The sequence below is a fragment of the Caballeronia sp. HLA56 genome, assembly GCF_054655155.1.
Genome location: NZ_BAAHOB010000005.1, coordinates 1,388,420 through 1,401,057 on the forward strand (window position 1 = coordinate 1,388,420; position 12,638 = coordinate 1,401,057).

A 12,638-nucleotide genomic window follows, 5' to 3' on the forward strand; every position below is an offset into this window, starting at 1 on the left:
CAACGATCGATGCAAATTCTTCCCGATTCCCTGTCTCTTGCCGAGACCGCTTTCTTCTTCGACTTCGACGGCACGCTGGTCGAACTCGCCTCCACGCCGGATGGCATTTTCGTGCCGCGTTCGGTGCCCGACATTCTCGCCGCCTTGCGACGCGCCACCAATAACGCGGTCGCGGTTGTGTCGGGGCGCGGTATCGACAACATCGATTCGTTCTTGCAGATGCCCGATCTGCCCGTCGCCGGCATGCACGGCGCCGAGCGGCGCGATTCGAATGGCGACGTGCAGCGCATTGGTTTCAACGACGAGCGGCTTTTGCGCATGGAGCACGCGCTCGAAGGCGTCGTCAGCGCGAATCCCGGCATGCTGCTCGAAATCAAGGGCGCCGCGCTCGCGCTGCATTATCGCAATGCGCCGGATCGCGAACCGGCCGCGCGTGCGGCCACCGAGCGGCTCGTCGCACAATACGCCGATGCCTACGTGCTTCAGCCCGGCAAGATGGTCTACGAGATCAAGCCGAAGGACGTCGACAAGGGCCGCGCGGTGAGCGCGTACATGAGCGAGCCGCCGTTCACGGGACGCAAGCCCGTCTTCATCGGCGACGATCTTACGGACGAGAAAGGCTTCGCGGTCGTCAACGAATTCGACGGTCTGTCGATCAAAGTCGGTCCCGGCGACACCGTGGCGCGCGCGCGAATCGAATCCGTCGAACTGCTGCTCGACTGGCTGCAAGTGATCGCGGGCACGGCGGGGAAGCACGCGTGAGCCGGCTGATCATCGTTTCGAACCGGGTGGCGCCGATCTCCGAAGGCGGCCCGGCCGCGGGTGGCCTTGCGGTCGGCGTCTACGACGCACTCAAGGAAACCGGCGGCATGTGGTTCGGCTGGAGCGGCGACGTGCTGGACGCGCCGCCGGAAAGCATCAAGCTGGAAGAGCACGGGCCGGTGACGTTCGCGACCATCGGACTTTCGCGGCAAGACTACGATCAGTACTATCGCGGGTTTTCCAACGCGACGTTGTGGCCGGCGTTTCACTATCGGCCGGATCTGATCGAGTTCGACCGCAACGAATACGAAGGCTATTGCCGCGTCAATCGCTGGCTGGCCACGCAACTCGCGCCGCTGCTCAAGCCCGACGACGTGATCTGGGTGCACGACTATCACCTCATTCCGTTTGCGCAGGCGTTGCGGGGGCAGGGCGTTCGAAATCGCATCGGGTTCTTTCTGCATATACCGTTTCCAGCGTCGCAGATTCTGTTGAGCGTGCCGCGTCATCGGAACCTGGTGGAGGCGTTGTGCGACTTCGATCTGCTGGGTTTCCAAACTGAGCCCGATCTGCGCGCGTTTTGCGATTACATCGAAACCGAGGCGGGCGGCACGCTCGCGAAAGATGGCGCGAAGCCGGTCGTGGTCAGCGCGTTTGGCAAGACGGCGCGCGCGGCGGCTTATCCGATTGGCGTCTATCCCGACGAAGTCGCGGCGCTCGCGAAACACGGCGAGAGCGGCCGCGACGTGCAGATCGTCAAAGCGACGCTGCATCAGCGCAAGCTCGTGATGAGCGTGGATCGGCTGGATTATTCGAAGGGTCTGGTCGAGCGATTTCGGGCGTTCGAGCGCCTGATCGAGCATCGGCCGCAGCAGCGAAACAACGTTTCGTTTTTGCAGATCGCGCCGCCGACGCGCTCGGACGTCGATGCTTATCGCGACATTCGCCTGCAACTCGAAGCGGAGTCGGGGCGCATCAACGGGCGTTACGCCGAGCTGGACTGGACGCCGATTCGCTATATCCATCGGCAATACGAACGGCCGGTGCTCGCGGCGCTGTTCCGCGAGGCGCATGTCGGCCTCGTCACACCATTGCGCGACGGCATGAATCTGGTGGCAAAGGAATATGTGTCGGCGCAAGACCCGGACGATCCCGGCGTGCTTGTGTTGTCGCAATTCGCTGGCGCTGCGCGTGAGCTGACTGCCGCGCTCATCGTGAATCCGCTCGATATCGACGATATGGCCGATGCACTCGCCACCGCGCTTGCAATGCCGCTCGACGAGCGCCGGGCGCGTTATACGGAGATGATGGCGCAACTGCGCGACAACAACGTTTCCGTGTGGCGGGATAACTTTTTGCGGGATTTGAAGGCGGGGTAGAGCGGCGACCGATTACGCCAAAGCAACGCAGATTAAATAAGCCGCGTTCCCTTCCGGGAAGCGCGGCTTTTTAACGTCGTCGTCGAAACTTAGGCCGGCTGCTTATGCGGCGTGGCAACGATGGATGGCAACTTGCCGTGCTGCTTCGACAGCAACTCGCGATACAACCCAGGCCGGTCGCGCAGTTCTTGCGGCGAGCCATCGTCGATCACCTTGCCGGCGCTCATCACGATGATGCGGTCGAAGTTCTGCAACGTCGACAAACGGTGCGCAATGGCAACCACCGTGCGGCCGACCATCAACCGGTCGAGCGCCTGCTGAATGGCTTCTTCCGATGAACTGTCGAGCGCGGACGTCGCCTCATCGAGCAAGAGAATTGGCGCGTTTTTAAGGATCGCGCGCGCGATCGCGATGCGTTGACGCTGACCGCCCGACAGCTTCACGCCGCGATCGCCGACGATGGTATCGAAGCCTTCCGGCATCGCTTCGATGAAATCCGTGCAGCGGGCTTCGCGAGCGGCGGCCATGACTTCGTCACGCGTCGCTTCGGGCCGGCCATACGCAATGTTCTCGAACACCGTGCGATGGAACAGCGAAATATCCTGCGGCACGAGCGCAATCGAATGTCGCAGGCTGTCCTGCGTGATGCCGTTGATATCCTGGCCATCGACCTTGATGCTGCCCTTCTGCGTCTCGTAGAAGCGCTGCAGAAGCGCGAGCACGGTTGACTTGCCCGCGCCCGACTTGCCGATCAGACCGACTCGCTGGCCCGGTTCGATATGCAGATGGAAGTTGTCGAGAATCGGACGACGGCGCGGATACGCGAACGTGACGCCATCGAAATCGACGCGGCCGCCCTGTGGCACGAGTTCGGTGGCGTCGGAACGGTCGGGCATGCCATGCGGTTCGAGCAGCGTCTGCACGGCTTCGGCCAGACGCGCGACGTGCTGCGTGACATCCACGAGCGCCACGGCGAGGTCGCGCGTGCCGTGCAGGATCGTGAAACCGAGCGAGCTGACGAGCACGATATCGCCCGACGTCGCCTGGCCTTTCGACCAAAGCCATAGTGCCCAGCCGAGCAGCCCGGCGGAGAGAATCGCCGTCACGACCGCGTGGAAGAGGCGCAGCTTTTCCAGGTACAAGAGGCTTTGCTGACGCGCGACCATCTCGGCCTTCACCGTCGAGCCGAAACGCTTCTGCTCGTTGAAGGTCATGCCGAACGCGCGCACGAGTGCCATGTTGCCGATCACGTCGACCAGTTCGCCATCCACCGAAGCGGCCTTCGACGCGAAGCTGTGATGCCGCGCCGAACCGCGCTTGGCCAGCCGATACAAAATGAACGCGAGGATCAGCGACGCGCCCATGAGGCAGCACGCCATCAACGGATTCACCGCGACGATCATGATGATCGCGCCCAGCACCGCGATGCACGGCGGCAAGACGTTCCAGGCCATCACGTTTTCGGAGGTGTAGATCGCGTTCGAGGTCGCCGTGATCCGGCTCGCGAGCATGCCGGGCTGTTTCTCGGAGAAGTAAGTCGGCGAATGGCCGCTCAAGTACGAGAACAAGTCCTTGCGCAGGTCGCCCGTCACGATCACGAACACGTGCGCGCCGACCCAGCCGCCGACCCGCCAAAGCAGGTTGTCGGCGGCGATCAGTCCCACCAGGATCATGAACGCGCCCCAGAGCGGACCGGGATGCCCCCGGCCTTGACCGAGCACATCGATCAGATGTTTGATCGCGTACTGGGAAGCGAGCGCGCAGCCAACTGCGGCAAACACGCTGAAGAGGACGATGGCATGCGCTACCGGATGCCGGCGTATGTAACGCAGAAGGAACGCCAGCGGGCGATGTGCATAGCTCGCGAGCTTGGCGTTGTGTGCGTTACGTTGAGAGACGGTAAGTTGGTCCAATGGTCTTTTTTCGTCGTAGAGCGGTTGAGCGTGTGTTGCGCTTTCGGATTTCCGGGCGAAAAGCGTTTCGGCGACGCGGCGCCGTCTCCATTGCCTGAATTGTAGCCACTATCGCTCAAGCCTCAGGCGTCAATCGGGCGTTTAATGCTGGGCGGCAGTCTTGCCGCTTCGACATCGTCCGCAGTGGACCGAACGCTAGGCCGAGCGCCACCGCGATTCGAGCGCCTTGCGGCATCGGCGCGCATTGTAAGCACTTTGCGAAACTTTTTGCGATGGAGCAAGCGCTCAAATTAAGCTCGCCTGCCGCAGCCACGCTATACGGGTTCGATTTCAGACCGGTGGCACCGCCAAGCCAAAGCACGTGTCGCGCCAGCGTAGGTTGATGGGTCGTCGAAATGGACTTCGCAGCATCGAGAGCGTGGCGTCGCCCGTGCATCGTTCAAGCGCGTGGGTCCAATGTAGAACAGCCTTAGTAAACAGGGGTTTGCAAAATGTTTCCCCCGTGTAACAAGGTAAATAAGTTGAAATGCCTGCCTGCGTGCTCTGTAAAAAGCTCCATAATTCGCTCCGGGTTTTCACTAAGTTTTTTTGACAGCTTTTTGTAGGATGTCGTCAACCTCGAAAGCCGTTACGCGTTTATTGCTGGTGTGCGGATTATTTTGAGACATGGAATCGCTTTTGCTTCGATGCGATCCGTTCGAAGGTCTCGCGCAAAACCCAAGTGACCGGCGACCACGCTTTTCTTTCTCGTGCATCAGCTTTGCAACGCGGTGAATCCACCGCAGCAGCTCCCGCCCGAGCCGAGCGATTCGCCCCTTGTCCACGACTGAAGTACTTAGCCTGATTTTTATTTTGGAGTTTCCGACATGCGAATCGCTCAAATCGCGCCCCTCCACGAGGCTGTTCCGCCGAAGCTCTACGGTGGCACGGAACGCGTGGTGTCTTATCTGACCGAGGCTCTCGTCGAGGCCGGACACGACGTCACGCTCTTCGCGAGCGGTGATTCGCAAACGTCCGCGAAGCTCGAAGCGTTCTGGCCGCAAGCGCTGCGTCTGGATCCGACCATTCGCGACACGATGGCGCCGCACATGCTGCTGCTCGAAGAAGTCCGCCGCCGCGCTGACGAATTCGACGTGCTGCATTTCCATATCGATTATTACCCGTTCTCGCTGTTCGCACGTCAGCCTGTGCCGTTCGTGACGACCATGCACGGTCGTCTCGATCTGCCAGAACTGCAGCCAATCTTCTCGACGTTCAACGACGTGCCGGTTGTCTCGATTTCCGACAATCAGCGTCAGCCGCTGCCGCAAGCGAACTGGCTGTCGACGGTGTATCACGGCCTGCCGGAAAATCTGCTCACGCCGATCCCGAACGTCAAGCCCGGCTACCTGGCGTTTCTCGGCCGTATCTCGCCGGAAAAGCGCGTGGACCGTGCAATCCGTATCGCGCAGGCCGCCGGCATGAAGATCAAGATCGCCGCGAAGCTGGACAAGGCCGATCGCGCTTACTACGAGGAAGAGATCAAGCCGCTCTTCGCGCTGCCGCATGTCGAATACATCGGTGAAATCAGTGAAGCGGAAAAGACCGAGTTCCTCGGCAACGCGCACGCGCTGCTGTTCCCGATCGACTGGCCGGAGCCCTTCGGTCTCGTCATGATCGAGGCCATGGCGTGTGGCACGCCGGTGATCGCGTTCAACCGCGGTTCGGTGCCGGAAGTGATCGAGAACGGTGTGTCGGGCTTCGTTGTCGAAGACGAACTCTCGGCGATCGCCGCAGTGAAGCGTCTCGACACGCTGTCGCGCGCGAAGGTGCGTGAGGCGTTCGAAACGCGCTTCTCGTCGAAGGTCATGGCCGCGCGCTATGTCGAAAACTACGAGGAACTGCTGCGTCAAAAGCGTCGCACGGTGCTGCGCGAAGTGAACGCAGGCTAAGTTTTCGCACGCTGTTTTCGTATCGAACAACGCCCCGCGCGCCGCAAGGCTCGCGGGGCGTTGTCGCAATGGCACAATTGAATGGCGCATCTGAGCGCTAAGCCGCTTTCGTCCGCGAAACCTCTGAGGAAAATCGTAATCTCCCTATAATGTCCGGGCTTCGTCAAGTGCGAAGCGAAATTGCCGTTAGCGTGGATAGTGCGCGGCGGCGTGCATCGAATGAAAGACAGGAGCGCAACTTTTGGCGATACCCAAGCAAATCAGCGCGAGCCCGGCGCCCGGCGCCGGCACGGTATTCGCGCTGCGGGCCATCGGGCTGATACTCGCGGCGCGCTGGGCGTTGTCGATGTCGCAAATGGGCTATCTGTCCTCGCTGCGCGCCATGACATCGTCGCCGTGGGCGTGTCTGAATCTCGTGCTGATCTTTTTGCTGATCGCGCTGCCGGGTGCGAAGGCGCGCATCGAGCGGCCGCTGCATCCGCTGCCACAATGGCTGCGGCAGGCGCTGCGCTTCCTTGCGCTCCTCGCGTTTGCCTTCGCGATGTTCTCCGTGGGCGCGTTCGTCTGGGCTTCGGGCTGGCGCCGTTTCGTACACACGCTCGCCGAGACCAACGGCTGGCTCGCGGTCGGCCCGGCGCTCTACGCAGTCGTGATGTGGATATGCCGTCCGCGCGCGCTCTGGCGTACTAATATCGCGGCGCGGCGCTTTGCCATCGGCCGCTTTGCAATCTCACTCGATCCCGTCACGCGCACCGCGATGGTCTGGGCGGAAAGCCGCAAGCTCGGTCAGTACGATGCGCGGGAGTTGTCGGTGAAGTGGCCCGCGCCCGTCGCCGACGAAGCCGCGCAAATCTCGATTCTTGCGCCATCGACGGAACCGGCCGCGCCGGCATCGACGATCCATCGCAATGGCACACTCAGGAAGGGTTGGTTCGCGCGCCGTCCGAAGGTCGAGTTGTTGTGGGATTCGCCGGCAGCGGCGGGGCACAATCGCAAGACGGTATTTCGCGCGCCGTTGGCGAGCGTCGGCGACCGCAACGCGGCGCGCGCACTCGACACGACCTTGCGGCAAGTCTGACGAGGTCGCCGGCAACGCAGAATTTGCTTCTCGTTTTCGATGGAGGGAAGGATGCTGATACGCTGGTTGCTCGCTGCGCTTCACTTGCTTGGTTTCGGTTTCGCCTTGGGCGCCGTGCTCGCGCGTGCGCGCGCCTTGCGGCGGCTCGATGTCGCGCAGTCGGTGCAGGCGAACGATGTGCGTCTGCGCGATGTGTTCCGCTCCGATTCCGTGTGGGGCATCACTGCAATCGTGCTGATCGTCACCGGGCTGATGCGCGCGTTTGGCGGCTTCGAGAAAGGCGGCTCGTACTTTTTGCACGAGCCGCTTTTTCATCTGAAGATGACCGCGCTCGTGCTGATCTTGCTGATCGAAGTTTCACCGATGCTCGCGTTGATTCGCTGGCGCGTGACGCTCGCGCAGGGCGGACCGATCGATCTCACGCGCGCCCGGCGCTTTGCGTGGATGAGCGATCTGGAAGCGGCGCTGGTGATCGTGATGGTGATTGCCGCAAGCGGAATGGCGCGCGGCGTGTGGGCGTCTTAGCTTCGGCTGGCGAAGCGCGCGGACGAAAAAAAAAACGGCGCCCGAAGGCGCCGTTTTTTATGGCATTCAGTTCAGACTTCAACTGCTTGCCTCTGTCGTGGTGGGTAGTACTGGGATCGAACCAGTGACCCCTGCCGTGTGAAGGCAGTGCTCTACCGCTGAGCTAACCACCCGAAGAGATTGAGATTATGTCAGGACGTTCTCGATTCGTAAAGCTCTTCTTTGAACAAATTCGAAAAAATCACGCGGCGAGCGTATCGCTTTCCGCGGGCGCGGGTTCCGTGCGCCACACGCTCGTGCCTTTGATCGCTCGGTCGAGATCGGAGAGCACGGCTTCATGCGCCGCGAGCTCGTCAGCGCTTGCCGCGATGACCGTGAGATCGAGGTCGTCGAGCGCGATACGCGGTGTGCCTGTCGTGCCTTGCGCGGGCTGGTCGCCGAGCATGTCGATGACGAGGCTTTCCTGACCGCGCGTCATCGCCAAATAGACTTCGGCGAGCAGCTCGGAGTCGAGCAATGCGCCATGCAGCGTGCGGTGCGCGTTGCTGATGCCGAAGCGGTCGCAGAGCGCATCGAGCGAGTTCCGTTTGCCAGGGAACATCTGCTTGGCTTGCGCGAGCGAGTCGATCACGCCGGCGCACATCGTCGACACTTTTGGCAAGCCGAGTAGCGCGAACTCCATGTCGAGAAAGCCGACGTCGAACGGCGCGTTATGAATGATCAACTCCGCGCCGCTAATGAAGTCGCGCAACTGCGCGGCAATCTCAGTGAACTTCGGCTTGTCGCGCAGGAACTCCGTCGTCAGGCCGTGCACCGCGAGTGCGCCCGGGTCGCTGTCACGTTCGGGGTTCACGTACAAATGCAGGTTGTTACCCGTAAGCCTGCGATTGACCAGTTCGACGCAGCCGATTTCGATGATCCGGTCGCCCGTGCGAGCGTTCAGGCCGGTGGTTTCGGTGTCCAGTATCAGTTGGCGCATGAGATGTGTGTCGTTGGTTCGTGCATGTTTCAGCTATCGGCGAGCGAGCTCACGCCGCGATTGGCGAGCGCATCGGCGCGTTCGTTTTCGGGATGCCCGGCGTGCCCCTTGACCCAGCGCCATTCGATCTGATGTTGCGCGACGAGGGCATCCAGCCGCTTCCACAAATCGGCGTTCTTGACGGGCGTCTTCGCCGCCGTCATCCAGTTCTTCTTCTTCCAGCCGTGAATCCATTCGCTGATGCCTTTCTGCACGTATTGTGAGTCGGTATGGATCACGGCCTGACAGGGCCGCTTCAAGGCTTCGAGCGCGGCGATCACCGCCATCAGTTCCATGCGGTTGTTGGTGGTCGCGGCTTCGCCGCCGAACAGTTCCTTTTCGAGCGAGCCGAAGCGGAGCAGGGCGCCCCAGCCGCCGGGGCCCGGATTGCCCTTGCACGCGCCGTCCGTGTAAATGTCGATGATTTTGTTCGATGCGTTCGTCGATGCGGATTCGTCAGTCATCAATGCTCGTTGCGAGTGTGCGGTGCGGCGACTGGTGCAAGGCCAGGCGCGAGCGCGGGTTTCTTCAATTTGCGCGGGCCGATGAGCCGCATGCCCCGCACGCGCTTCACCGCCGTGATCATGTACGCCGCGCCGAAGATGGGCCACCAGCGGTCGCCGGCGGGTTCCATGAATTGATAGCGTTGCAGCCACTTGTCCGTGACGAGCGGGGGACGATAGCAGCCGAAGCGTCCGCGTTCAAGGTCGAATCCAAGCAATTTGATCCAGTCCTTGATGCGCGTGAACGCGATCATCTCGTGCGCCGCCGGCACGAACGGCCGTCCCGTGACCTTGCCGAACGACTGGCGCGCGCCCCACAGACTCAAGGAGTTGAAGCCAAGGATGATGAGCTGGCCTTCAGGCACGAGCACGCGCTCGGCTTCACGCAGAAGCCTGTGCGGATCGCGCGAAAATTCGAGCGTATGCGGCAGCACGAGCAAATCGACGCTCTGCGCTTCGAAAGGCAAGTCGAGCAAATCGCACCAGACCGTGGCGCGGCCTTCTGGCGCGCTCGCGGCAGGCAACGGACTCACGCTGCGCGAGGCCGCTTGCGGCATCGTGTAGGGCGCGCTCGCGCCGCTTTCCGCGTCGAGCACGAGCCCGCGGCCGGTCATGCGATTTTCGCGCAGCGCGTCGAGTTGCGGCATGCCAAGCTGAAGCGCGTGATAGCCGAAGATGTCGGATACCACGCGATCGAGCTGCGCTTGTTCCCACTCGAGCACATAACGTCCGGGTGCGGAGCTTGTCCAGGCGGGCCAGTCTATAATCACTCGGTCTGACATGTTGGGGTTGCCGCTTGATGATCGCTATGGATTCGCATGCTAAGGGTTCGCTCGAATACGTTCCGGTTCCGGCGTTCGAGGACAACTACATCTGGCTCGTGTCGGACTCGCGCGACGCGGTCGTGATCGATCCGGGCGACGCCGCGCCCGTCGAGGCGTATCTCGCCGAACGCGGTTGGCGGCTGACCGCTATTTTACTCACGCACCATCATCAAGACCACGTCGGCGGCGTCAAAGCACTGCTCGATAGCCGAACGGCAGAGGGTGGCGTGCCGGTCTACGGACCGGCCGGCGAGCGCATCGAGCATTTGACTGCGCGCTTATCCGAAGGCGATATCGTGCGCGTGGACCAGCCTGCCCTGGAGTTTCGCGTCCTCGATGTACCTGGCCATACGGCCGGTCACATCGCGTACTTTCAGGCACATGACCCGCGTGGCACACCGCATCTCTTTTGCGGCGACACGCTTTTTGCAAGCGGCTGTGGCCGGCTTTTCGAGGGCACGCCGCAGCAGATGCTTGCCTCGCTCGATTCGCTCGCCTCGCTGCCTGACGATACGTTAGTGCACTGCGCCCACGAATACACGCTTTCGAACATCCGCTTTGCGCGCGCATGCGAACCAGATAACGCGGCGCTTGCCCGCTGGAACGACGACGCCATCGCGTTGCGAGCGGCCGGCAAGCCCACGCTGCCGACGACCATCGGCCACGAGAAGTGCGTCAACCCCTTTCTGCGCGTGGACGACAAGGCCATTCAGGCAACACTTTCCACTCAGTTCGGACAGCCGATTTCCGACCGCCTCGACGCGTTTCGCGTGATGCGCGGCTGGAAAGATAAGTTCCGCTGATGTCTCATAATTAGGGCGAACTTAATCCGAAACTTTGGAAACGCCGATAGATGCAGGATTTTGCAGGGGAATTACGTGCATTCTTATTGACGTTGCAAGTGCGGTTCCGTACCATCGGCTTCAAATTTCCAAGCGTCTTCTTTGGAAGCCGGAACGTTCATGCGACTAACACTTAGTGCGCTATCCGTCCTGACACTGGCCGCGTGTGCCAGTCAAGGTCCGACAGCGCTCACCTCCAATACCACAGCAACACCCACCGAAGCCTCGCAGCAAAAGGTCGCGGACACCATTCGCCGCACTGCCGCAGCCAAGGAAACCATTGACGTCGACAAGACGCCTGTCACTTCGCTCGTCGGGTCGTCGGACCTGTGGAACCGCATTCGCGCGGGCTTCCAGATTCCGGATCTGCAAACGGACCTGGTCGACATGCAGGTCAACTGGTACGCGCAGCGCCCAGAGTATGTGGAGCGCATGACTGCGCGCTCGCAGAAGTACCTGTATCACATCGTCGAAGAACTCGAAGCACGTCATATGCCGACGGAACTGGCGCTTCTGCCGTTCATCGAGTCGGCGTATAACCCGCAGGCGCTGTCGGTCGCGAAGGCCGCTGGCATGTGGCAGTTCGTGCCGGGCACTGGTCGCGACTACAACCTCAAGCAAAACATGTGGCAGGACGAGCGCCGTGACGTGCTGGCATCGACCAGCGCCGCGCTCGACTATCTCTCGCGTCTGCATGACATGTTCGGCGACTGGCATCTCGCGCTCGCCGCATACAACTGGGGTGAGGGCAATGTGCAGCGCGCCATCGCGCGCAACGAAGCCGCAGGTTTACCGACGGACTACGAAAGCCTGCGCATGCCCAACGAGACGCGCAATTACGTGCCGAAGCTGCAGGCGGTCAAGAATATCGTCAGCAACCCGCAGCAATATGGCCTTGCGCTGCCCGACATTCCGAATCACCCGTATTTCGTGACGGTCACGACCGCGCGCGACATCGACGTGACCATGGCCGCGAAGTTGGCCAGCATGAGTGTCGAGGAATTCCGCTCGCTGAATCCGTCGTTCTCGAAGCCGGTCATTCTCGGCGCGACCAATCCGCAGATCTTGCTGCCGTTCGACAACGCAGCGACGTTCCAGCGCAATTTGAGTTCGTACACGGGCGCGCTGTCGTCCTGGACGACCTACACGGTGTCCGAGCGTGCGCGTCCGGCCGCTATTGCCGAGAAGATCGGCGTGGATGCGGACACGCTCATGTCGGTGAACCATATTCCGGCTGGCATGCGTCTGAAGCCGGGCTCGACCATCGTCGTGCCGCGTAATGACGACGACGACGAGGACATCAGCGCCGATGTCGCCTCGAACGCCATGCTGGCCGTCGAACGCGACGTGCCCGACACGCGCAAGATGGCCATCCGCGTGCGCCGCAAACAGTCCATCGAGACGCTGGCGGATCGCTACAACGTGTCGGTCGGGCAGATCAGGGCCTGGAACCGCACGCATCGCGAAGTCTTCATGCCGGGGCAAGTCGTTGTTCTGCACGTGCCGTATGGCAAGGCAGTGCCGGCCGAGCCGGGTCCGGTTCGTCTGGAAACCGTTTCGGCGTCGAGCCGTTCGTCGGGCGGCGTGACGAAGATCGGTACGCGCGCTCCGGTTGCCAAGAGCGCATCGGCGAAGGCCACGACGCATTCGGCGACGAAATATACGAAGGTTTCGAGTTCCAGCAAGTCCTACACAGCGAAGCCGGCCGTCGCCAAAACAGCCACACCCGCCAAACGCGCTACCACGAAGAAGACCACGAAACACTAAGCATCGCGCTTCTCGGTTTATTCCACGCCGTCACCAAGGTGACGGCGTTTTCTTTTGGTGCGCCAGTTAAACTGGCATTTCAAAAAAACAATGAAG

General features: G+C 61.5%; 11 protein-coding genes and 1 tRNA gene. 7 read left to right on the forward strand and 5 right to left on the reverse strand.

What is annotated here, in order from left to right; all coding sequences use genetic code 11:
* Positions 1-9: 9 nt before the first annotated feature.
* Both otsB and otsA read left to right on the forward strand, forming a co-directional pair.
* Positions 10-762 carry a trehalose-phosphatase gene (gene otsB, locus ACYQ47_RS26095; protein WP_459907625.1) on the forward strand — a complete coding sequence of 251 codons (753 nt, stop codon included), beginning with the start codon at positions 10-12 and terminating at the stop codon, positions 760-762.
* Positions 759-2,141 carry an alpha,alpha-trehalose-phosphate synthase (UDP-forming) gene (gene otsA / locus ACYQ47_RS26100; protein ID WP_459907627.1) on the forward strand — a complete coding sequence of 461 codons (1,383 nt, stop codon included), beginning with the start codon at positions 759-761 and terminating at the stop codon, positions 2,139-2,141. Before otsB ends, otsA begins: the two co-directional genes overlap by 4 nt.
* Positions 2,142-2,230: 89 nt before the next feature.
* Here otsA and ACYQ47_RS26105 read toward each other — a convergent pair whose 3' ends face one another.
* The gene (locus tag ACYQ47_RS26105; RefSeq protein WP_459907629.1) at positions 2,231-4,054 is read right to left on the reverse strand and encodes an ABC transporter ATP-binding protein; all 1,824 of its coding nucleotides are present in this window, start codon (positions 4,052-4,054) and stop codon (positions 2,231-2,233) included.
* Positions 4,055-4,920: 866 nt separating this feature from the next.
* On the opposite strand from ACYQ47_RS26105, the gene ACYQ47_RS26110 reads away from it, so the two are divergent.
* From ACYQ47_RS26110 to ACYQ47_RS26120, 3 genes are all read left to right on the forward strand, one after another.
* The gene (locus ACYQ47_RS26110; protein ID WP_244825773.1) at positions 4,921-5,985 is read left to right on the forward strand and encodes a glycosyltransferase family 4 protein; all 1,065 of its coding nucleotides are present in this window, start codon (positions 4,921-4,923) and stop codon (positions 5,983-5,985) included.
* 241 nt (positions 5,986-6,226) lie between these two features.
* On the forward strand, positions 6,227-7,063 hold the full coding sequence (locus ACYQ47_RS26115; protein ID WP_309843893.1) for a hypothetical protein: 837 nt from the start codon (positions 6,227-6,229) through the stop codon (positions 7,061-7,063).
* 51 nt (positions 7,064-7,114) lie between these two features.
* Positions 7,115-7,588, forward strand: a complete 474-nt coding sequence (locus tag ACYQ47_RS26120; protein WP_459907632.1) for a DUF2214 family protein — start codon at positions 7,115-7,117, stop codon at positions 7,586-7,588.
* A 98-nt stretch (positions 7,589-7,686) separates the two neighbouring features.
* Here ACYQ47_RS26120 and ACYQ47_RS26125 read toward each other — a convergent pair.
* From ACYQ47_RS26125 to ACYQ47_RS26140, 4 genes are all read right to left on the reverse strand, one after another.
* Positions 7,687-7,761 (reverse strand) — tRNA-Val (locus tag ACYQ47_RS26125).
* Positions 7,762-7,829: 68 nt separating this feature from the next.
* Positions 7,830-8,567 carry a DNA polymerase III subunit epsilon gene (dnaQ, locus tag ACYQ47_RS26130; RefSeq protein WP_250526053.1) on the reverse strand — a complete coding sequence of 246 codons (738 nt, stop codon included), beginning with the start codon at positions 8,565-8,567 and terminating at the stop codon, positions 7,830-7,832.
* 29 nt (positions 8,568-8,596) lie between these two features.
* On the reverse strand, positions 8,597-9,070 hold the full coding sequence (gene rnhA / locus ACYQ47_RS26135; RefSeq protein ID WP_244825767.1) for a ribonuclease HI: 474 nt from the start codon (positions 9,068-9,070) through the stop codon (positions 8,597-8,599).
* Positions 9,070-9,891 carry a class I SAM-dependent methyltransferase gene (locus tag ACYQ47_RS26140; protein ID WP_244825765.1) on the reverse strand — a complete coding sequence of 274 codons (822 nt, stop codon included), beginning with the start codon at positions 9,889-9,891 and terminating at the stop codon, positions 9,070-9,072. Before ACYQ47_RS26140 ends, rnhA begins: the two co-directional genes overlap by 1 nt.
* A 17-nt stretch (positions 9,892-9,908) precedes the next feature.
* Here ACYQ47_RS26140 and gloB point away from each other — a divergent pair, with 17 nt between their 5' ends.
* Together gloB and ACYQ47_RS26150 are read left to right on the forward strand one after the other, a co-directional pair.
* Positions 9,909-10,736, forward strand: coding sequence for a hydroxyacylglutathione hydrolase (gloB, locus tag ACYQ47_RS26145; protein ID WP_250526051.1), 828 nt, complete (start codon positions 9,909-9,911; stop codon positions 10,734-10,736).
* A 159-nt stretch (positions 10,737-10,895) separates the two neighbouring features.
* Positions 10,896-12,542, forward strand: coding sequence for a transglycosylase SLT domain-containing protein (locus ACYQ47_RS26150; RefSeq protein ID WP_250465245.1), 1,647 nt, complete (start codon positions 10,896-10,898; stop codon positions 12,540-12,542).
* Positions 12,543-12,638 lie beyond the last annotated feature (96 nt).